Annotated in this window: 12 protein-coding genes; 8 read left to right on the forward strand and 4 right to left on the reverse strand. The window is 38.3% G+C overall.

What is annotated here, in order from left to right:
* Both IPH52_10060 and IPH52_10065 read right to left on the reverse strand, forming a co-directional pair.
* Positions 1–6025 (reverse strand): hypothetical protein (locus tag IPH52_10060; GenBank protein ID MBK7055383.1); only part of this gene is annotated, 6025 nt, incomplete at its 3' end.
* Entirely contained in the window at positions 6025–7410 is a 1386-nt protein-coding gene (locus tag IPH52_10065; GenBank protein ID MBK7055384.1) for a caspase family protein, read from the reverse strand. The genes IPH52_10065 and IPH52_10060, both read right to left, overlap by 1 nt.
* Before the next feature lie 766 nt (positions 7411–8176).
* Here IPH52_10065 and IPH52_10070 point away from each other — a divergent pair.
* Positions 8177–10456 (forward strand): hypothetical protein, encoded by a 2280-nt coding sequence (locus tag IPH52_10070; protein MBK7055385.1) that lies wholly within the window; start codon positions 8177–8179, stop codon positions 10454–10456.
* 61 nt (positions 10457–10517) lie between these two features.
* On the opposite strand, the gene IPH52_10075 is transcribed toward IPH52_10070, so the two are convergent.
* Entirely contained in the window at positions 10518–12008 is a 1491-nt protein-coding gene (locus IPH52_10075) for an IPT/TIG domain-containing protein (protein ID MBK7055386.1), read from the reverse strand.
* Positions 12009–12086: 78 nt separating this feature from the next.
* Between IPH52_10075 and IPH52_10080 the strand changes: the two genes are divergently transcribed.
* From IPH52_10080 to IPH52_10090, 3 genes are all read left to right on the forward strand, one after another.
* A complete protein-coding gene (locus IPH52_10080) occupies positions 12087–12326 on the forward strand; it encodes a hypothetical protein (protein MBK7055387.1) in 240 nt (79 codons plus the stop codon).
* A gap of 140 nt (positions 12327–12466) precedes the next feature.
* Complete coding sequence (locus IPH52_10085) at positions 12467–12631, forward strand: hypothetical protein (protein MBK7055388.1); 165 nt, start codon at positions 12467–12469, stop codon at positions 12629–12631.
* 11 nt (positions 12632–12642) lie between these two features.
* Positions 12643–15915 carry a caspase family protein gene (locus IPH52_10090; protein ID MBK7055389.1) on the forward strand — a complete coding sequence of 1091 codons (3273 nt, stop codon included), beginning with the start codon at positions 12643–12645 and terminating at the stop codon, positions 15913–15915.
* A 949-nt stretch (positions 15916–16864) separates the two neighbouring features.
* Here the strand turns inward: IPH52_10090 and IPH52_10095 are convergent.
* Positions 16865–17719 (reverse strand): hypothetical protein, encoded by an 855-nt coding sequence (locus IPH52_10095; GenBank protein ID MBK7055390.1) that lies wholly within the window; start codon positions 17717–17719, stop codon positions 16865–16867.
* Between the two features lie 125 nt (positions 17720–17844).
* Between IPH52_10095 and IPH52_10100 the strand changes: the two genes are divergently transcribed.
* The 4 genes from IPH52_10100 to IPH52_10115 all read left to right on the forward strand — a co-directional run bounded on the left by IPH52_10100 (position 17845) and on the right by IPH52_10115 (position 23883).
* Positions 17845–19443 carry an FAD-dependent oxidoreductase gene (locus IPH52_10100; protein MBK7055391.1) on the forward strand — a complete coding sequence of 533 codons (1599 nt, stop codon included), beginning with the start codon at positions 17845–17847 and terminating at the stop codon, positions 19441–19443.
* A 151-nt stretch (positions 19444–19594) separates the two neighbouring features.
* A complete protein-coding gene (locus IPH52_10105) occupies positions 19595–20134 on the forward strand; it encodes a 5-formyltetrahydrofolate cyclo-ligase (GenBank protein ID MBK7055392.1) in 540 nt (179 codons plus the stop codon).
* A gap of 63 nt (positions 20135–20197) precedes the next feature.
* Positions 20198–20650: a purine-binding chemotaxis protein CheW gene (locus tag IPH52_10110; GenBank protein MBK7055393.1), complete on the forward strand. Its 453-nt coding sequence runs from the start codon at positions 20198–20200 to the stop codon at positions 20648–20650.
* A gap of 14 nt (positions 20651–20664) precedes the next feature.
* Complete coding sequence (locus IPH52_10115) at positions 20665–23883, forward strand: chemotaxis protein CheW (GenBank protein ID MBK7055394.1); 3219 nt, start codon at positions 20665–20667, stop codon at positions 23881–23883.
* Positions 23884–23895: the final 12 nt, after the last annotated feature.

The following is a 23895-nucleotide window of genomic DNA, read 5'->3' on the forward strand; positions in this document are numbered from 1 at the left end:
CAACCGTGTTGATAGTTGCAGTGGCTGGACCTAAGTCTACACCACTTCCTGTAATTGTGACTGCTTCAGAAATAATATTCGCATCACTAACGCCGGTCATCGTAACTGATTGCGGCACATTCCAGTTAGTCGCATTGAATGTTAAAGTAGAAGTTGAAAGGGTAATAGCGAGTAGGTTACTAGAAACTAGATTGAGTGTTCTTGCTCCATTTGGATTTCCGGAAAGTTGAACCATTAACACTGACGTTCCGTTTTCAGTGACAGTAGTTGCACCCGTAAATACAGCCCTACTGTCGTTATCCGCTGTGTCGATATTGAAAGTTGCGTTTGGTGTAGCAGCTGCGGTCGCTGTAATTGCAACTGTCTCTGTTGTTTCATTTACATCTTCAACACCAGTCATTGTCACTGTCTGCGCTGTGCTCCAACAATTTGGTCCGGGGCAAACGTTATCGAATGTAATACTAGCAGTTCCTAACGATACAGAACCAACTGTTCCTGATGCAAGTGAAACAACAAGAGAAGGAGTAGGCTCAGCGCCAAGCTTCACGGTAAAGTTCGCAGTCCCACCTTCGTTAATGCTAGTTGGATTTCCCGCGAGGATAATGCTCATTGTGTTCACATCGACTGTGTTGACAACGGTGGTTGCAGATACAAGTCCAACTCCGCTTCCTGTGATAGTGACTGCTTCGGCGATTATATTTGCATCGGAAATTCCTGATACAAGAATTGATTGCGGTATATTCCAATTAGTCGTATTGAAGGAAACAGTCGTTGGTAACACGGCTAAAGCAAGAGTGTTTGATGACGAAAGGTTTAAAGTTCTTGCTGCTCCTGGATTTCCCGTTAAGGCAACAGATAGAAAGGCAACCCCACCTTCTGTAACAGAAGTCGCACCGGTAAATACCGGTCTAGTATCATTTTCAATGGTATCGAATGCAGAGCTTGCACTTGTGACTGATGGTGCAGTTGCCGAAATGGTTACGTTCTCGGAAGTTTCGTTTACATCTTCGACGCCAGTGAGTGTTACCGTTTTGTTTGTGCTCCAGCAATTCACACCGGGGCAAACGTTGTCGAATGTTAATGTTGTAGTGGATAACGAGACGGAACCTACGTTGCTGGTTGCGAGTGTGACTGTGGTAGAAGGGTTTGGCTCTGCACTTAATTTAACATCGAGAGTCGAAGTTCCCCCTTCTGCAACTGTCGTTCCACTAGGTGTGAGGATAATAGCGATTACAGTGGAGTCCACTGTCGAAACGTTAGTAGTTGCCCCACCTAGGTCAACTCCACTTGCTGTGATGGTAACAGTTTCGGCAGAAGTATTTGCATCCGCTACTCCAGTCATTAATACAGCCTGTGGTATATTCCAATTAGACGCGTTGAAGGTAAGTGTAGCAGGTGTGATTGTGATTGCTGCTGTGTTTCCCGAAACTAAATTCATCGTCCTAGTTCCATTCGGATTTCCGGAAAGAGCAACGGAAAGTAAAGCCGTTGAGCCTTCGTTGACCGAAGTCGCACCGGTGAATACAGCCCTACTGTCGTTATCCGCAGTGTCGATGTTGAATGTCGCGTTTGGAGTAGCTGGCGCTGTTGCAGTAATCGCAACTGTTTCCGTTGTTTCATTCACATCTTCGACACCAGTCATTGTCACAGTCTGTGCTGTGCTCCAACAATTTGGTCCGGGACAAACGTTGTCGAATGTAATTGAAGCTGTTCCGAGGGAAACTGATCCAACTGTTCCTGATGCGAGAGATACAACAAGCGAAGGAGTTGGCTCAGCACCAAGTTTTACTGTGAAGTTAGCAGTCCCGCCTTCGTTAATGCTTGTCGGATTTCCAGCGAGGATAATACTCATTGTGTTTATATCGACTGTATTGATTGTCGCAGTGGCGCTTCCTAAGTCGACGCCGCTTCCTGTAATCGTGACTGCTTCTGAGATAATATTTGCATCACTAACGCCGGTCATTGTAACTGATTGCGGCACATTCCAGTTAGTCGCATTGAATGTCAGGGTAGACGTAGAGAGTGTAACAGCGAGTAGGTTACTAGAAACTAGATTGAGTGTTCTTGCACCATTGGGATTGCCTGAGAGTTGAACCATTAACACTGATGTTCCGTTTTCAGTGACTGTAGTTGCGCCTGTGAATACAGCCTTACTATCATTATCGGCTGTGTCGATGTTGAATGTTGCTGCTGTTGTTGCCGGTGCAGTCGCAGTAATCGCAACTGTTTCCGTAGTTTCATTTACATCTTCTACACCAGTCATTGTAACTGTCTGTGCAGTGCTCCAACAATTTGGTCCGGGGCATACATTGTCGAAAGTGATGCTGGCTGTTCCGAGGGAAACTGATCCAACTGTTCCAGATGCCAGCGACACGACAAGAGAAGGAGTAGGTTCTGCGCCTAGCTTCACGGTGAAGTTAGCCGTCCCGCCTTCGTTAATGCTAGTAGGATTTCCCGCGAGGATAATACTCATTGTGTTCACATCGACTGTGTTGATTGTTGCAGTTGCTGAACCTAAGTCTACCCCGCTTCCTGTAATTGTCACCGCTTCTGAAATAATATTGGCATCGCTGACGCCGGTCATTGTGACCGATTGCGGCACATTCCAGTTAGTCGCATTGAAAGTTAGAGTAGAGGTTGAAAGGGTAATAGCGAGTAGGTTACTAGAAACTAGATTTAGAGTTCGTGCGCCATTTGGATTTCCTGAAAGCTGAACCATTAACACTGACGTTCCGTTTTCGTTCACAGTAGTTGCACCCGTGAATACAGCCCTACTGTCGTTATCCGCAGTGTCGATATTGAAAGTTGCGTTAGGTGTAGCTGGTGCGGTTGCAGTAATCGCAACTGTCTCAGTAGTTTCATTTACATCTTCGACTCCAGACATTGTAACAGTCTGTGCTGTGCTCCAACAATTTGGTCCAGGGCAAACGTTGTCGAAAGTAATTGAAGCTGTTCCGAGGGAAACTGATCCAACTGTTCCAGACGCGAGTGATACGACAAGAGAAGGAGTAGGCTCTGCGCCAAGCTTCACGGTGAAGTTAGCCGTCCCGCCTTCGTTAATGCTAGTAGGATTTCCCGCGAGGATAATACTCATTGTGTTCACATCGACTGTGTTGATAGTTGTCGTTGCGCTGCCTAAATCAACTCCGCTGCCAGTAATTGTCACTGCTTCGGAAATAATATTTGCATCACTAACGCCGGTCATTGTAACCGATTGCGGCACATTCCAGTTAGTCGCGTTGAATGTCAGGGTAGACGTAGAGAGTGTAACAGCGAGTAGGTTACTAGAAACTAGATTGAGTGTTCTTGCGCCATTTGGATTTCCGGAAAGTTGAACCATTAACACTGACGTTCCGTTTTCGGTTACCGTAGTCGCACCAGTAAATACCGCCTTAGCGTCGTTATCCGCTGTGTCTATGTTGAAAGACGCTGCTGTTGTCGCAGGTGCCGTTGCATTAACAGCAACGGTTTCAGTTGTTTCGTTTACGTCTTCTACGCCAGTCATTGTAACTGTCTGTGCTGTGCTCCAACAATTTGGTCCAGGACATACATTGTCGAATGTTATGGAAGCTGTGCCTAAAGAAACAGATCCAACTGTTCCTGATGCGAGTGATACGACAAGCGAAGGAGTTGGCTCTGCGCCTAGCTTCACAGTGAAGTTTGCTGTCCCTCCTTCGTTAATGCTGGTCGGATTTCCGGCGAGGATAATGCTCATTGTGTTCACGTCTACTGTGTTGACTACAGTGGTTGCGGTTATTAAACTTACACCGCTTCCGGTAATTGTGACTGCTTCGGCAATAATATTTGCATCAGAGACACCTGTAACTAATACCGTTTGTGGTATATTCCAATTAGCCGAATTAAAAATTAATGTGGCTGGAGTTAGAGTCATAGCAAGTGCATTGGAAGAAACTAAGTTGAGTGTCCTTGCCGCTCCCGGATCTCCTGATAAAGCAACAGTGACTAATGCTGTGCTATTTTCGGTAACTGTGGTAGTACCGGCAAACACTGGTTTTGTGTCGTTTTCAATCGTTGCATAATTTTGTGTTACACTCGTTACCGCTGCGGCAGAGGCTGTGACGGTTGACGTTTCTGATGTTTCATTTACATCTTCGACACCGGTGACTGTAACGGTTTGTGCTGTGCTCCAACAGTTTGCACCCGGGCAGACATTATCGAAAGTAATACTTGCTGTGCTTAAAGAAACAGAGCCTGCAATACTAGAAGCAAGATTTACTGTTAAGGAAGGAGATGGTTCTTGGGTTAAACGAACAGTAAACGCCGTTGTTCCCCCTTCTGATACTTGGTTTGTTCCGGCAGTGAGTAGTATATTCATTGTGTCATCGTCTACTGTAGATATATTCGTATTAGCCGCAGCAATTAAAGGAGTTCCTGATGTTGCAGAAAGAGTAACTGTCTCGCTGACTATATTTGCATCTTGAACTCCACTAATTGGAATGGACTGAGAATAATTTCCAGGACTAAAGGAAAGACTTGTTGTGCCAAGAGTCATTGCAAGTAAGTTACTAGAGCTCAAAGTGACTGTTCTTGCGATTCCGGGATCTCCCGAAAGAGAAACGGTTACAATAGATGAGTTGCCTTCATTTACAGAAGTAGCACCGCTGAGTAAAATCTTTGTATCATCATCAATAGTTGTAACGTTATACACTTGCATAGGAGCACTCGGAGATGTGAGGATAACAGTGAGATACTCCGCAGTTTCATTTACATCATTCAAGGCACTCACTGTTATTGTTTGGTCTATATTGTAATTAGCCGCATTGAATGTAAGTGTAGAAGGAGAAACGCTGAGAGAAGTGCCATTGCTAGTTGTAACATTGACTGTTACATTCGAAGAAGGAGAATTAGTAAGATGAACTAGAATAGGTCCACTTGTATTTTCATCTAGAGTTGGTATGGCTCCTGTGACGACTAAGTTTTGTGTGTCAATGTCTATCGTAGTTACCACAATTACAAGGGGTGCCATGCCTGTAGTGGTTAATGTCAAACTGACTGTTTCGGATACAAGGTTTGCATCTAGAACGGCTGCGAGGGTTACGATTTGGTCACTTGTGGAAGATAGAGGAGTATAATTGAAAGTAGCCGATGCACCTCCGTCTACTGTGATTGCCGCGGGATTGCTACTTGTAATTGTAATAGAATTATTTGTGAGTATAGATTTTGAAAATCGAATTCCCATTGTAGCAGAAAGACCTTCTGTGATGGACGAGGGTGGACCTGTTAATTGAATTACGTTGTCATCTATAATCGTTAGATTGTAGGTTACGTCTGGTATGCCGGTCATCTTAAAAGTCAAAGTCGTTGGGTCATTGGTAGAGTTAGCATCTATCAATGCTAAAATAGAAATGTCCTGCGAAGTATTATAATTGCTTGGGGTAAAGGTAAGAGAAAGAGAGGTTGTTCCGTTGATTGTAACTGCATTGTTGTTGAGGCTAACAAGAACAGTTGCATTGCCTGAAGGCTTTCTAGAAAGTCGAACTCCGATGGTAACATTATTTCCTTCTTGCAACGTGGGAATAGTGCCGGAGAGGATAATACCTGCTGTATCCGAAACCAGAATACTTGTAATTACCTCCGTGAGTTCAGGCGCCGTGCATTTTAAACTTGCTGTATCACTTATATCATCATTGTCAACGACTGTAGTGAGGCTAATGCTCTGTTGCTGCGAATAATTAGACGGAGTAAAAATAAATTCTGCTTTTTGGGAACCATTGATTAATAAAGAAGGGTAATCGGTCTGGCAGGTAACAGTGGTTTGCTTGTAGGGATTGTTTTCTAGTAAAATTCCCATCGTCGCAGATTCACCTTCTTGAATTGTGTTGATTGGAGTAAGCATAATGATTTTACTTTTAGGCGGAGGATTTAGTTTGAATGGATCAAGGCTTAAATAAAATCCTAAAAAGCTTTTTGGATCTAAAAGACTTTTTTTGATTGCTCCAACACAACTAGATGTAAAGAAAAGAATCAGTAAAAATAAGCCTACTTTCTGCGTTTTACTTTTCATTAGAACCTCACTGTCATTTGGATGTCTGTCTTTTTATCGAATTCAATTGGCGAGTTTGCGTAAACCGATGGATTCGTGGTAGGCGCGACACGGAAATTGATCGCCCAAAAGAAATTATTCCCCTTATAGAGAAATAAATCAAGCACATTCCATGCCCAAAACGCCCCAACTAATCCTATAGATAAATTAAAATTATTTCTGGCATGATTGACTGCTGCATACTTAGGCTGAAATAAAAAGTAATTTAAAGCGAGTGTGTCTCCCTGACCGGGAGTTGCGGGTAGTAGAAGCGTGCTTTCGTAATCTGATTTTGCTTTTGCATAAGGTCCATATTGATAGGCAGAGTTTCCGAGTAAGATAAGGAAAATAGAAAAATAGCTGAGTCCTTTTTCATTACCACCGTTATACCACTGCCCCCATCCTGGAATGAGCGAAGAACGGATAACGGCTGATAGCCTTGAATTTGATCTGGGTAAATTATTTTCCTCTACTAGACTTGTTACTTTGTCTACACTAACTGTAATTGGAATTTTTCCCTGTTTGTCTCGGTGATAATTTACAAATGGCTTTTGTTCTTTGTCGTTTTGATCTGACCAACTAACGACTCCTGCTCTGACAAATTCTTCTAGCTCAGAAAATGTTACGATTCCATCTTGATTTGCATCTGCCTTACCTTCCATTCCATGGGCTAGGTATTTTGTGAATACACCGAAATTTGATTTTGGATCTTCATAACTATAATAGCCTGTGCTAGTAGAAAAAAAAGTAACCGGTATATCTCCGCTTGCATATTTTTCTGACTTGAATCCTTCTTTAGCAAATCCTTTTGCGTTTGAACTCGATAGATCGCGACAGGCATCTAAGAATAATATGGATTTGCTCACATTTCTAGATTTAATTTTGCGCATAATATCATTTACCTGTATGGAAGTAATTAGAGATTTGTCGATCGAAGTATCAACGGATAATAGATAACCATTTCCACTTGAGTCAGAAATTCCATGACCGGAAAAGAAAAATAAAATAGTATCTACAGGAGTGGAATAGTCTAGCACATGATCGATCTTAGCCTCAATATGAGCGCGGGTAGGATAGAGAGGACTCTTAGGGGAAATGTCATCTGTCATTAGATGGACTTCTTCGAATTGACCCTGCTCTTCTAAAATTTGCGCAATTAATTTAGCGTCATTTCTCGCCTTCTGTAAAGGGGAGATGTCTTTGTCAGTGTATTCATTGATGCCTACAACAATCGCCCATCGTTTAGCACCCATTTCATTTCCTGCTAGAGATTTTTTCTTTTCGACCGGTTTTTCAGGCTCTTGCGGGTGTAAATCTAAAGCAAGGAATGAAAGTAAGAAAGCCAATATTAGAAAATAGATATTCATTTTTCGATCCTTTATGATAACAGAAAGGTCTGCTTTTCTATGTCACATTCCTTTCAAACTAAATATTTCTCTTACTTATTTAATGACTCATTTTATACACAGAATATGGTTCGTCAAGATAAGAATTTCGTCGCCGGATTTTGTCACCGATGATTCGCGGCTTTGCGTGCGGACTTTCTTTTACCTATGAACTAGAGCCTACCGTTATGGAAACCTTCACTCTTCAAGCGAGGTAGAAGGGACGTAAGAGCCACATAGAAGCCGAAGTTGGCTTGAAGATAAGTCTTAATTTCGATTTACCTTGCTTTTAGACTAATCGCCTAACACAAATTAAAAGTATGTAACATTCAATCAATAAATTATTTGCGACATAGTTCGATTGTCGCCGGGTAAGTTGAAGAGCAAAAGTAGGAAGTTTGAGAAGATAATAGTGAATAACCTTTTTCCGTTTTCACATACTTCGTTTTCTTTGCGGTTAATATGTCTTATTCCATATTAATATTTGTTGTTTGGAATCTCTATAAACGTTAGTGGAAAGAGGATTATAGTGACATAACATTTTGATAAGAAAAATTAATTAAAATATTATTATTGTTGACCTTTTTGGTATGTGATTTAGAACCCTGAGAGTAAGTACAAATTCTGCATTTTTTAACAATACTTTAGCCAATTTTTAAGGTTTTTGAAAAAAATCCTAATGAGGCATTTTTTGGATTATGTCGATATAAGTACAAATAGTTAATTTAACACTAGAGGTTTTTATTCAATGAGTTTAGCAGTCAAAGTCGAAAAAAAAAATAAAGATATCAATACAGATGTGATACTCGGGGCTGTTAAGAGCAATAAGCCAATAACTATTAAAATATATTATCTCACCGAATCAACCGAAGAGCATCTACGAATTATCATTGGACTGGCTCTAAAGAATTTTGGAAGAACCGATTCAATTGAGACTTGTTATAACTCTGTTCGGGGGCTAGTGGCTAATGCGACTAGGGCTAATATCAAACGAGTCTTATTCAAACAAATGGGTCTTGATATTTCTAATCCAACAGAATATTTAATTGGAATGGAAAAAATTGAAAAGCAATTAGTAGAGACAAATTTTCCAAAATTTAAAAACGAACTTACAAGACAAAAACTAACTGTAGAAACTACCTTTCATTTTAGCTCGGAAGTTTTTACTGTGAAAGTAAAGAATAATTTCATTTTGCTCCCACATGAATATCAACTCCATGCCAAGTCTGATTTCGAGAAGCCAAATAATACAGGATCGGATTCAGCCATCCGAGTCAAAGAAGTAATTGCCAACGGGCAAATAGCGCATACCCCCTCAAAGGTTGTATCTCTCAATCAATACAAAATGGATCAGCAGATTTTCAGTCATGTCTCTAACGAAGACACGAAGGAAACTATTTTCAAGCTAGACATTGTATTAAAAGATAAAAATACATTTAACACAGAAAACTTTGGAACGGAGATGAGTGCTCTCTTCAAAAGTTATAAAGAAAAATTTGACCAGGCATTCAAAGAAAATATCGGAAATGGATTTGATGAAAAGAATTACCTTACTGTTTCCAAAAATCTATCTGGAAGTTTAGGTGGGGGACTGCGTGGTCGTGGGGAATTTCATAACCTATACAATCGAATTCAAAATCTAGATGCACAATTGTTTAAAGAGCAACAACAATTACTCGCTAACTACGGGGAAAATGTTTTCAAGACAATTCAAGAAAAGTTAGCAAAGGCAAAAACTGAGTCAAGCGAGTATGTTGCGCATATACAAAAAGTAGGACAAGAAGTATTTGAAATAAACAAAAAACAAATTGAAGCATTTATACAAACAAGAGATGCAGAAATTGAAAAGCAAACTTCTGAGCAAATCGAAAAGCATAAAAAGAAACTCGAAGAATTTAATACTAACTTAGATAAGAGAATTGATAATCAAAGTGTTATTTTAAAAAGCCAGTTAACCCAACATCTAGATCATATGAGTAAAGCTAGCATTGATCTAATCGAGACTGCAAAGCAAGATATTACAAAGGCAAAAGAAGAATTGAAGGCTGACTTACAAAGTGAAATCAATATAGCCGAGTTAATGAAGCATGATATTTTTACAGAAATCAATTCAGAAAAAGAAATTCTCGAAAAGTCTCTTAAGATTGTAACAGAAGAAATTCGAAAGGTAGAAAAATTCAATACCAATCGAGATGTAATGGAAAACTTATCCAAGCAATCAGAAGAAGCCTTCTGGAAGATGTCTTCGAATATTGAAATCATCAAAGCAAAAGAAGAAAACATCAACACCTTCATGAATAATATCAATTTGCTTGAGACAGCTATTAAGAATACAGAACAAGAAATCAGAGAACTAGATCACGAAAAAACAGAATTCTTAACCGAAAAAGGAAAAGTAGTTCAAACGATTGATTCACGCATTAAGCAGATGGAAAAATTTGGAGACGAGATCAAACAAAAGCTAGTAGAGATCAATAGCTTCGAGCGCAAACTCAATGTTATCTCCGGTGCGTTAACAGAGCAAGTAAAAAAGACTAAGACTGTAGACGATCAATTAGTTAAGTTTACGAAAGAAGTTTCTACATTAGAGTCAAAAAGAGATGAACTCAGTCACTTCGTATCCCAAGTAGATCAAAAAGTTGCATTGATTAACAGTAAGACTGCTGATATTAAACTTCTTGAATCTAAGTTTAATAATATTGAAAGTATGATGATTGATCTTTCCGCTCGTCACAAGCAAATTGCGACAATGGAAGTTAGACTCGACGAAGTTAAGTCTAATATCGAAAAGCTCCTCGGACAAGCAGAAGAGAAGATGAATCAAATGAGTGCAATCGTTATCTCTGCTGATGCAAAGGGCAACGGAAGAGGTCGTCCTAAGAAATCTAATGGTAAGTATTCTGATATTGTTAAAGACATGAAGGAAAGCGTTCTTAACCTTAAAAAGAAAAAACTATCTAACCAAGAAATCGCATCAAGTCTTGACATAGACGAAGAAATGGTTTCTTTAATTTTAGGGATGCAATAAGCTCCAACGGAGCGCAATACCTTTCTGCATAGCCTGCAAGGGCTATGCAGTGTATTCCTATCTAAACTTCCTTCTTCTCTTCTACCGGTTTATCTTCGTTAGCCTTTACAGGTTCAACGGTTTCTTTTTTGTCTTCTTTTTTATCATCTCCAGTAATTGCTTTACTTCCTAGATAACCGCCCTGACTTGTGAGAAGCATGGTGTGTAGGGTTTCAGGAATTCCGGGAAGACCGTTTAACACATTGGCTTTGAATAGATAAAAGATATATACGATAATGGAAATGAGGGTAAAGCCGAGTAGCTGCAAGCGGGAGAGGCTAATTCCACCGTCTGGATCAGAAATTAAATCTTTTAGTTCCGGTTTGTGTTTTACAGTTCCTGTATCTTTCTTTTTTCTATCTAAATAACTAGAAGTTAAAAGTCCTCCGTAGCTAATACCCATTAGCCCGATGAGGGAAAAATTAAAATCAGGAAGCTCTGATTTGTCTAGGATAATTCCTGAACTAATCGCTACATAAAAATAACTTCCGATAAATACAATCGTCCAGGCAAAGGACTGAAAATTAGAAAGGCTATAAGAATTTGTCTTTGCATCTAATAAAATTTCATGAGTGAAATTTACTTTCTTTAAGACAAAGGCAATGCTTATTAGAAAAGAAGCTGTGACAAATATACTAAAACTTCCTGCAATCCATTTCCAATACGATTTAAGTAATACAAGATTCTCAGTTGTAGACGGACGGTAATTCGCCATTAGCTTGATAGACATTTTCTTTCCGAAAATCTTTTGGTTGAATTTATATCCATCGTATTCGCTTTTTAAATCATAAGCAGGAATTGTAAATTTTAGTTCTTGGATTCCTTTTTCGTTTTTTTGGGAGAGATAAAAAGGCAGTATCGTATACTTTTCCTTATCCCCATATTCATATACAGGGTCTTGGTCTTCGTCAATGATGTAAATGTAAATATTGTCTAGATTGTCCTGAAAGTTTTTGCCTCGAATTGTAATTGTCTCTCCAATGACTCCAGCGTTCGGAGTAATCTCAGTAATTAATGGTTGTTCGCCTGCATTTTCATTTCGATCAGGAATTGTATACGGAAACGTAGCGAGTAATTGGTATTTGTCGTCGTAGAGAGAAATGCATGTCGCACCGCTTTTATCGTTGATTGCAGAAATAATTTCATAGGAGAGAACAGATGAATCTTTTTTATGAAAGTAGCTTCCCGAAATTCTTCCTGCTTCATACGAGCCAATTTTTGTGATAAACTTTACCTTCTCAATGCTAGTAGCTCTTGGGTCATTGTTTTCTTTGGCTCTATCAAAATCAGTTCTATCCTTTTCCGTTTTAAAATCAATTAGACCTGGAAGGCTTTCTTTATTTTTTGCTTTGATTGCGATGTGAAATAAGTTTCTAGAAAAATCTTTTACATAAAAATCTTTGATAAAGAAATTACTTTCTACTTTTTCACAAGAGACATTTCGTTCAACGTCTTGTGCGAGCATGGGGCTAACAGAAATTAGGAAGGTTAAAAACAGGAATCGTATATTCATAAACACTAATTACATTTCCACTTGTAAAAAATCATCCTTAATTATAATCTGGAAGAAATTTTTTTAAAAGAGGTTTCTATGAAACAAGTATCCACCTTACTTATGAGCCTAAGCTTATTGACTGGCTCTCTACTTTTCGCACAGGAAGAAGATTCCTGCAAAGCATTTACCAATAAAAAACAATGCCATAAAGAAGGAAAATCAAAATGCACATGGCTTGAATCCAAAGAAATGTGCAAAAGCAAAGATGCAATAGCCAAGGAAAAAGAAGCCGAGAAAAATCTAAAACGTGCTAAGTCGGGAAGTGGGGATGAGTAGGTAATTGTTAATTGTTAATTGCGAGGAAACTCTTAGAACAAAAGCTCCAACGGAGCGAAATACCTTCTGCATAGCCTGCAAGGACTATGCAGGTAGTTATATAAGTTTGACAAAAACAAACTACCTTTCATCGTCTATCCATGAAACTCTTTCGACTATCGTTTTTCCTTGTTCTATTTTACAGTATCGAGTCAGGCATTATAGGAGTAGATACAGGTCTCAGACCTGTATCTACGCAAACAACAACGGATACCAATACCAACGTAGGGAACGGTTTGAAACCGTTCAGTTCAACGATTAATTAACAAAATCCCGCATCGCTTTCCTTGTAGGGATTAACAGTTATAAGGCGACGACTTCGCTGAAATATGCGGTAGGCGACAGCGAAGCAATTGAAGACTTGCTTCTAAGAACAGGTAAGTATGACAAGCTGATAAAGTTAAACGATAGTGGAAAGATTATTACCACCTATGATCCAAAGACAGATTCTTATAGCAGTAAAAACAATCCCACAATCAAACCAACCAAAGCCAATATCGAATCGACTTACAAAGAAGTTTTAGCGGATAATCCAGATATGCTACTCTTCTATTATTCAGGACATGGATTTATAGAAGGGGAGGGTGGAGAGAACTACATTGCACCGAAAGATGTAGATGTGAAGTTTGAAAAGAAGAAAGTCGGAAAGGAAGAAGTTAAAATTCCAGTTCCCTTAAATGGAATTTCTCTTAAGAAGATGGGAGTCGATGCGGCTAAGGTTAAAAAGGTTGTGTTCTTGATTGATGCTTGTCGTAGTCCTTTGCCCGAAGAGGAAGAAGCTGATGTAGCTCCAGCAAAAGATGCGGGGAAAAAAGAATTAGGAATTAACGAAAGTGATGGGGGGAAGGACACGAAGAGCACGAAGGAAGCAAAGAATGCGAAGACTGCTTCTTCTAAAGATGCCAAGATAGAAGAAGAGAAAGAAATCATTCGTAAAGCTAACTTTTTAAGAGAAGGGGAATTGCCTAGACGAGTTCTTGAAGCCGAAGGTATAACGATGTTAATCGGTGCTGCTCCTGAGGTGAGTAGCTTAGAAGATGAAGATTTTAAAAGTGGAATCTTTACTCATTTTCTAAAGAAAGCATTTAACGGTGGAGTCCAAGACGAAAACCAAGAAGAATACATCACCGAAGAAAATCTTTCGCGTTATATCGAAGACCGGTTCAAACACTACTACGAACTTCGTAAGAAAGAATCAGAATTAGCCGCAGAGCCAAAACTTTACAATCTGACGTTTGATCGTGGTAAGAAGGGGGAAATCCTGATTACCTACCACAGACCGATTGTAGGAGAGCAGAGAATTGACAAACCGGTTTATTTTGATGAAGTAAGAGAGCGAGAGGTAAATGGCAAACTAGTCTACAACGAAAAAGGAAAACGAGAAGACCTACGCTTTTTCGCAAAAGACAAACAACGCGACCAGTTCTATCCCGATAGCCTTAACGGTGTCCACAAAATGAAATACGCATTCGAAAACGACAACAAAGGCGAATTAAAAAAATTCGAAGCCAAACAATTCAATCTAGAAAACCAAGAAGTATTCCAATTTGGCACAAAGCTCATCCCCGACAAAGGCTGGGAATATCGTGGGGTGTATGATGTCGGTAATACGGTTGCTCATCGTAAGGACTTGATTAATCAAGTCCCTACGATGATGCAACCCGTCCATACGATAACGCAACCCCAAGATACTACGACCAACAAAATCCGATACGAACGCCAAATCTTTGATTTCAACGGAAACAATATCTTACAGGAATACTTTGATAACAAAGGACAATTATTAGAAATAGACGGAGTAGCGACAGTCGTAAGAGCCTGGGATTTCAACGGAGAAAAGACACTCGAAGAAACCTACGACAAAGACAAAAAGCTCATCGACAAAGACGGATTTGCCCGTTATACTGCCGTCTATAAATCAAAAGGAAATCCAATCTCCGAAAACTGGTATGGAAAGAACGGCGAGTATGCGAACAATAAGTCCGGCTATGCAAGGATACATTCTATCTACGACGAACAGGGGAGACTGACTAAAAAACTTTTCTATGACAAAGACAGCAAACTCGTTGGCGACAAATGGGGAGTAGCCACATATACTTATTCCTACAATCCAGACTGCATCCGATTCTATGAATCCCAACTCTTTGCAAAAGACGAAGAAGGAGACGAAGACCCAAACAAAGAACAATCCAGAACAGAATGGAAACTAGGAAAATACAGACTCTGTCTCGCCGAAGAAATCCACACAGACAAAGAAGGAAAACCCGCTGGAGATGAAAAAAAGATTTATAAAAAGCTAAGAACCTTCAACACAAAAGGCTTCCTAGTCTCCGAAGAAAACTACCGCCCCGATGACGAGAGACGACACCTAGAAAACGGAGTGGCTAAGGTAGTGTATTCGCACGATGAAGAGGGAAATATTATTTCCAAAAAGAATTTCGGTGAATACGTAGATCCAAATACCAAAGAGCCAACACCAGTCTCCGATGGAAACGGAGTGCATGAATATAGATATACGTATTTAGAATACTATAAAGATGGAACTCCGCTTTTAAACGAATGCATGTATCATCGAAAAGATAAAGGAATTCTAATAGAGCCTTACGGCTGTGCGTTGAAGATAGAACACTTTGGAATCAATGGCAAGCCAATTGAGGATAAGCGGGATGTGTTTAGGACTAATATTTATTATACGGGTGCTTATCAGGTGGAAGCGAATAGGCATTATTATTCCATAAATAGTAAATGGTTATCGGTAGAAAAGAAATCACAAACTTATAATCCCTTTGGAAGCAAAACTTTAGATGCAGGATACGAAACGAAAAAGGAAAAAGAATTTCTTGTTTGGAAAGAAGAATATAAATATGATGAAAGAAATAATATGATTTTATTGGCTTACTACGAAACGAAAGAAGGAAAAGAATATCTTGTTTGGAAAGAAGAATATAAATGTGACGAAAAAAAAAACATTATTCTACGTAAAAGATACCAAAATAAAGACGGAAAAGAAGTTCGAAAATATGAGTATAAATATGATGAAAAAAATAACATGATTCTATTTGCTTACTACGAAACGAAAGATGCAAAAGAAGTTCCTGTAAGTAAAGAAGAGTATCAATACGACGAGAATAATAATAAGACTTTATCTGTATATTATGAAATCAAAGGCGGAAAAGAAGTCTCCGTCAGTAAAAAAGAATATAAATATGACGGGATAAATAAGAAGATTTTATTCGTAGACTATGAAATGGAAGAAGGAAAGGAAATTCTTAATAGCAAGGAAGAATATAAATACGACGAGAGAAATAACATGATTCTGCGTGCAATGTATGAGAATAAAGACGGAAAAGAAGTTCTTAATAGCAAGGAAGAATTTCAATACGATGAGAGAAATAACATGATTTTGGGTGCAATATATGAAAAGAAAGAAGGAAAAGAAGTTCTCGTTATGAAATCCGAATATAAATACGACGAGAGAAATAACATGATTATATGCATACTACGTAAACAAAGAAGGCAAAGAAGTTCTTATTTGGAAGACAGAATATAAATTTGGTAATGGTAACAACAAGGTTTTATATGCATATTATGAAACGAAAGAAGGAAAGGAAATTCTTGTTAAGAGATCTGAATATAAATACGACGAAAGAGATAACAAGACTTTAGAAGAATTCTATGAAACGAAAGAAGGAAAAGAAGTTCTTGTTGAGAAAACAGAATATAAGTATGACAAAAAAAATAATAAAATTCTAGAAGCAAAATATGAAAGAAAAGGAGGAGAGTTGGTTCCTAGTTATAAAAACAGTTTTGATTATAGATCGGATGTTTTCGCAGGCGCGGTGAGTCATTATAAGCCACAAATCAATGAAACGGAAGCACGTTTTGTAAAGACAAGATACAGCAAAGACCCCAAAGACGAATCCGAAAAAAAATCTCTCAACCAAAAACTAGAAGACCTCAAAAAAGAATTCGAATCTAAAAAGAAAAATACACTCTCACGGAAGAAAAGTTTGGCGAAAACGAAAAGCTTGAGTCTGCTTCCTACAAGCTACTCTTCTTTAACCCCCGCGGTCCTGCTGAGAAGCGTCTAATGCGTGTTGACCTCGATCAGTTCTATCGTCCTGTGAAGGTGGGGTTTGAGGAGAAATAATACCAAACCAACCGAATCGTATTTGTTTCATCTAACCGAAATTACCCCCCAAGACTTCACAAGGCAGGGGTGACTCTTTATTAATCTCGTTTATAATAAACGGAAAGAGGACTTTTTAGTTTAGAATTTGCAAGTAGTAGAATACTTTCGGCAAATACTAATTAGTCACATCTTTCCTCTTAGGAAAGGGGTTTTAAGCGTAAAGAATTCGGCAATAACGGAAAAGTTGGGGATAGGTAGAATTCGACAACAACAGAAATATTTGCCTGGAAAAATAAAAGCTCCAACGGAGCGCAATACCGCCTGCATAGCCTGCAAGGACTATGCAGATTGTTTATAAAAGTTTAATTCAATCCCCGTAAGGGTTCTTAAACTTATACAATATCCATGCAAATAAAGCAAGTGAGATGGTAGAAAAAATTCCGAGCAGGATAATTAGATAAGGGCGGATGAGGTTAATCCTTAGTATGTTCGGCTTGTAGACTAATGTGATTTTCTTAGTTCCCGGAATGATTAGTTTTGCCAGGCTATAAGAGTCGTAGATATTGAGAGGAATTTCTTCGCCTTCCATGATTTCTATTTGTAAAGGGAATAGGGTGCTTGTGGTGGCGATAAAATTGTCTAGTTCATTGGCAAATATCATTATTCCGTCAATCATTGGTTTACCATGATTATCCGCTAAACACGTAGTTGTGACGAGGTAGTGTTTTTCATTGAAGAATATGATATTATTACTTACACCTTCTTTTCCACTTTGCAGGCTAAATAGATGAGCGATTAGTTTTCTTTCGGGCATTCTCTTTTGTCCGGAGCCTTCGCTCCATTTGGTTATAAAATCTTCGTTTGGATTTAAGTAGATTGCGAAGAAATCAAATTGTTTATCAATGCTTGGATCGAGTTGGAAATTTAGATAGGCTTTGTCATTTTTCTTTGTTTTGATTAAATCCCAGACATCAGGCCAGTAGGCATAGCTTCTGACCTGGCTCAGATGTAATTTCCAGGTTTCTTGGAAGGAAGCGTCTATTCCTTTTACATATTCCTTTTTGCGCTCTATCTCTAATCGTTCAGCGAGTAGATTTCCGATTATTTTTTCTAGACTAATCGATGTGGTTAATAGGCAGAAGGCGAATAAGAAAAAATAGGTTTTGTATTGGTTTTCTTCTATTTTGAGACGAATAGTTGTTACAAATGCGCTAGTGTTCATAGGGTTACTCTTTTTTTAGAGATTCTATTCAATGTAAAACTCGTGACTAAAACAACTTAGCCCGTATATAAACATTGACCTAAGGAACTTTTCTGTGTTTTTAGTCTAAGTCAAGGGATTATTCGGTGAATCGTAAAAATTTTTTAAGTCTAAGTGCTATGGCTTTCTCTATGGCTGCTCTTTCAGGGAAATGCAATCCGTTATTTGGTCTACCCAGAAATGAATACGCGGGAAAGTTTACTGGTGATAATTTTTCTACAGCCCATAAGCTTCTCTGGAAAATTGATGAGAAAGACTTTCAGGATTTAAAATCAGAAGCGGAATTTGATTTAATTGTTGTAGGTGGGGGCTTGTCCGGATTATCCGCCGGTTACCTGTCTAACGCGGAAAGGGTTCTAATCTTAGAGCAGGCGGCAAGCTTTGGTGGAAATGCAAAATCGCAAACTTGGGGTGATGTTCGATACTCAATTGGCTCTGCTTATATCACTGAGCTTTCTAATACCGATCCGATTTATAAGTTTTATATTTCCCTGGGGCTTGATAAGCACTGGAAAAAAATCGGCGAAGAGGATGAAATTTATTTTCATCCCAAAGGAGTTTATCGAAAGCTACAGGGCATAGATGATGTTCAGTTAAAAAAGCTTCCCGAAATTATGAAGAAATACACAGGCTCTCTTTTTCCTGAACTTCCCTTTAGTGGTAATTCGATATTAACCAGAAAAGTATTTGAAAGCCTGGATGACTTTTCTTTAATTGATATTTTAAGAAGAGAGTTTAATGCCAATTTGTCTCCAGACTTGCTTTCCTATTTACAAGCCTATGCGAGGGCTTCATTTGCTTCCCGTGCAGAAGATCTTTCTGGATACGCAATGTTAAACTTTCTAAGTCCCGAATTTGAAACGAGTATTTATTGTTATCCCGGTGGCAATAGTTTTATGGCGCGCGTGATGGAAGAGAAATTGATTGAGCGAAAGTATAATCTTAAAGCTTCAAATCCTGTTCTATCTGTAAAGAATACTTCAGAAGGAGTAGAGGTTATTTCCTATGATATTTCTAATCATCGTTATGCGAAATACAAAGCTAAAAAGGCAATCATTGCCTCGCAGAAGTTTGTTGCCAAGAGAATTGTAAAAGATATTTCCATTGATCAAAGAAATGCAATGGATTCGCTTAAGTATAAGACTTATTTCGTTGCTAATATTCTCTTGAAGAATCGTCCCAAGCAAAGTTGGTATGATTCCTATTTTTTAACTTCTAATGATAACTGGGCGAGTGATGTTGTAATGGCTGATTATCCGATTTCCCCTGAAAAAAGAAAAGAGTATTCCGTTCTTACCGCCTACATGCCATATACCTCTGATACGAAGAGATCAGAAGTTTTATCTAAATCAGCAAGTCCTGAACTAGAAAAAAAATATTTTACAGAGTTGAGTGATATGATAACAACGGAAATCTCTCAATTGCAAGACAAATATGGATTTGCCGCTAAAGACATTTACGATATCAACTTAACTAGATGGGGTCATGCGTTAATTTTTTCAGGAAAGGGAATGTTTTCGCGAAATATTTTTGAGAAAGCATCTGCATCAGTGGATAATATCCATTTTGCGAATCAGGATAGAATAGGCACACCCTCCGTCGAATCGGCATTTACCGCATCGATGCTTGCTTTAAAAGAAGCAGGGATGCTGCAGAAAGCATTTACCACAGATGAACACGGATGAACACGGATGGGTTTTATTGCAGTCATTTCGAACATCGTTATACGATTCAGCTTGGCGCTCGATGGAAATGGTTATGTGAGAAATCTATCTTGCTTAGAACGAGAGTATGCGAACGGAGGACGATGAAGATGTTCGATGTGGGAGAAAAACCATGACAAAAGAAGAGGCTAGAATTTTTCAGAAGAAAAGAATATTAGAAATTAAAGATCGAAATTTAAAAGAAGATTTGATTCGGAGAAAATTGATAAATCGTTTAGCTGGAAACAAAAAAGTAATTTGTTATCGAGCAGATAAATGGGAAGTCGATTTGGATTTGGTTTGGAAGAGTCTCGAATTGGAAGGAATTGATTTTTACTTTCCGCGTGTGATTTCTAAATCAGAAAGGCTTATGGAATTTGTAAAACCGACAGAATGGAAAACAGGAAGTTATGGAATGCAAGAGCCAGTGGGAGATGATTTGCTAATTCCTGAGGAGGCAGATGTTTCCATCATTCCCGCACTCGGGTTTCATAAAGAAGGTTTTCGATTGGGAAGAGGAGCTGGATTTTACGACGGGGCGTATGCAAGTGTAAATCCTAAAAAAATGATAGGAATTGGCTTTTCGGAACTTTTTTCGATTGATTTTCCCTATAGTGATTATGATATTCGAGTGGGCGAGCTTATCACTGATACAGATGTTTTATTTTTCTAGACTAACTGTAATGTTTGACCGATAATTAAAGAAGCCTAGGCTTTAGAAGGATTTGCATTTTCAATGGAACAAACAGAAATAATTCAATCAGAAGAAGTAATCCAGTTCTTATCTTTTTCTGTCTCAAATGAAATTTTTGGTATAGAACTAGTGCATGTTCACGAAATTTTGCGCCCGGTTTTTATTACGCGCATTCCGAATGTGGAAGACTATATCTTAGGTGTCGTCAATCTTCGCGGCGAAATTATTCCCATCGTTGACTTAAAGAAAAAGTTCGAGCAAGGTTTTGTTGAAATTAACAAGAACACTCGTATTGTGGTCTTAGAAAACAATGGAAAGCGTTTTGGCTTAGTCGTTGAAGAAGTGAAGCAAGTTATAAAAATTGTAAAAAGTTCCGTTAGTGGCATCAATAATCATATGTCCTCGTCTTTTAATAACATGATTGATTTTGTTGGTAGAAGCGGTGAAACCATTGTATTGATTGTAGAATTAAAAAAATTAATCAGTTTTGAATAATCAGGAGCGAAAAATTGTCCGGCATTTTAGGTGAATATACAGAAATTTTTCTCGAAGAATCGGAAGACCAGATTGAAGAGTTGAATGCTAATCTCCTGCGACTCGAAACCGATCATAACAATCCCGAAATTATAAATGATATTTTTCGCGCAGCTCACTCTTTAAAGAGCTCTGCTGCTTTCGTAGGATTATACAATCTTTCAGATCTTTCTCATAAGATGGAAAACCTTCTTCAAAAAATTAGAGAAGGTAAACTATCTATCAATGTCAATCTAGTGAATCTCTTATTCGAATGCTTTGACTTAATCAAAGAAGTAATTGATGCAGTGGGTCGAGGTGAAAAAAAAGATAATTCCTATTCAGAAATGATTGGAAAGCTTGAATCCTACGAAAAGTCACAGGAAGCCCAGGGCGGTCAAGTGATTTCATCTGGTGCAAGGCAATCTATTCAAACAAAGGAAGAACCAGTCGCTGTTATCCCTGAGCCTGTAACTACAGTTGCTAATGTATCTTCGTCGTCATTAAGTTCAGACCCTCATGTTCCACTTAAATTAGAGGAAGATGAATTAAGAGAACTAGAAGAAGAATTAAAAATCAGAAATGCCAAGGCTTATGATGTGAGAGTAGCTCTTAAGAGTGATACTCCGATGAAAGGCTTACGGTTTACACTGATTCTTCAGAACTTAAAGCTAAACGCTGTTATCTACAAATCTGTTCCTGATGTAGAATCTCTTGAAAGAGGAATCGATCAAAATTTTATCAACTTTATTTTGATTACGCAAATCTCGGATGAAGAAATTCACAAACTCATCATGGTGGACATGGTGGAATACATTGATATTTCGCTTCGAAATATCCAAGCCCCTGTTTCTACAACGCAAGATAAGACCGAGAAAATAACGCAAGAAGCTAAGAGAGAAAGAACTGCAATTCAAGAAAAGGAATCAGACAAAGCACTTACTAAAAGTATAAAAGTTTCCTCTGAAAAATTAGATCAACTCATGAACAATGTGGGCGAGCTTGTGATTACAAATTCGGGCTTCCAAAAAATCTATGATGATTTAGTTCGTAATTTTGGAGATGATACTATCTTCTCTGAATTGAAAAGTAAAATTGATCAGATCAATCGGATTTCAAAAGATTTACAATCTGGAATTATGAATACTCGAATGGTTCCGATTGGATCTGTATTTAACAGATTTTCTCGCTTGGTTCGAGATTTATCAATGGAGACAGGAAAGAAAGTTCATCTCAACTTAATGGGAGAGAACACAGAACTAGATAAGAAAGTTGTTGATATGATTGGGGAGCCGATGCTTCACCTGATTCGAAATTCTATTGATCATGGAATAGAGACTCCTGCTGAGCGAGCAAAGGCTGGTAAACCCGAATATGGAACTGTTGAACTAAACGCATACCAAGGTGGAAACAACATCATGGTAGAAATCAAAGACGATGGAAAAGGACTTAATAAGAGTAGAATTCTGAAAAAAGCGATTGAGAATAATCTAATCTCTGCTTCGGATGCTCAGAATTTAGCAGACAACGAAGTATACCAGTTCATATTTGCTGCCGGATTTTCTACTGCTGCTGAAGTAACTGATATTTCCGGACGTGGTGTTGGAATGAATGTTGTTAATAAACTCATTCAGGATTTTAAAGGTAAAATTTTAATCAATACTACGGAAGGGTTTGGAACATCGTTTACTCTTTGTTTTCCGCAAGCGTTAGCCATTATCCCTTCGATTCTTGTTTCTATGGAAGAAGAGATTTATGCATTTCCTTTGTCCGAAGTATTTGAGACCATTCGAATTAAAAAGGATCAAATCAATACTCTTGAAGGGCATGAGATCATTAACCTTCGCGGGGAAGTGTTGCCTATTTACCGCTTGAATAAAATTATCGGGCTTGCAGATAAGCTTGATATGGAAGAAGCGCCTGTAGTGATTGTAAATTATAATTCTAGAAAGTTGGGTTTTATTGTCGATGAGCTAATCGGTAAACATGAGACTGTAATTAAAACTCTCGAAAAGAATTATAAAAATATCAAAGGTCTAACCGGTGCATCTATCATGGGTGATGGGACTATTATTCTCGTCTTAGATATTGGTGGACTCATTGATATAACGACAGCTTCTTCTGTATCTTCTTCGCACTTAGTAGGCAAAGAAATGATGCGGCTGAATACGAGTAGATCTATCGATGTAAATACATCGAATGTGATATTTAAAACGCAAAGCTCGACGAACCTTTTCAATAATAGTTTACTTGGTTTACAATTAGTAGATAAAACTAAGAGGAAGAAAGATAAATCAGAGCGAAAAAAAGTTGTATATGAGCCGGAGCAAATTACACGGGTTGCAGAAGTTTCCGAGCCTCCTTCTGAGGAAATAACACCTGTTCAACCTACTAAACCAGAGGAAATTAAAAAGGAAAATCAATATTTAATAGTGCCAGAGACAAATCTCCCGGAAAAGAAAAATATGAATGTGGAACAGAAGCAAGTTAGTAATAGTGTGAATATTGAAAATTTAGCAGACTCTTCAGAAGATGATCATGTAAAGGCGAGAGAATTACTAAAAGGTTTTTCTGACCAAACAAAGAAGCGAGTAGAGCAGCTAATTCCAGATAGACCGATTAATGAGATGCTCAGCAAGGAAGAAATTCGTAAATTAGAATCAGTAGTTAATACTGGAATGATGAATGCAGGTCTTGTTCTATCTCAATTGGTTGGCTCGAATGTGGAATTGTTTATGCCAGAGATTATGCTTACAGATAAGGACGAACTTGTAAATGAGGTCAGAGATTCAAATGAGCATTTCTTTGGAATGAAAGTAAGAATGAACGGAGATTTAAACGGAAATCTTTTAATGATTTTCTCGGAAGCACGCGGAAAAGAACTAGCAGGCAAGTTATTAAAAGAAAACGAAACATCGGATTTGGCGAAGAAGCTTTCTGATGATTCTCTTTCTGTTTTAATGGAAATTTCTAATATTGTTTGCTCAAGTGTAATGAATTCGCTTTCCAACAAAGCTAAGGCACAGATAATGCCTTCTGTTCCTGAGCTAGTTACTGGAAATTTCAAAGAAGTATTGGATGTAGTGAAGCCAGAAAAGACAAAGTTCTTAAGCATGAATACTGAGTTTATTTATGAAGGTGATAATTTAATTGGAAACTTATTGTTCTTACCGGACTTTGATGAGCTAGTTAAGTTAATATCTAGATTGGCTTAAGTAATGAAAGGA

The sequence above is a fragment of the Leptospiraceae bacterium genome (assembly GCA_016708435.1).
In the GTDB taxonomy this organism is placed as follows: domain Bacteria; phylum Spirochaetota; class Leptospiria; order Leptospirales; family Leptospiraceae; genus UBA2033.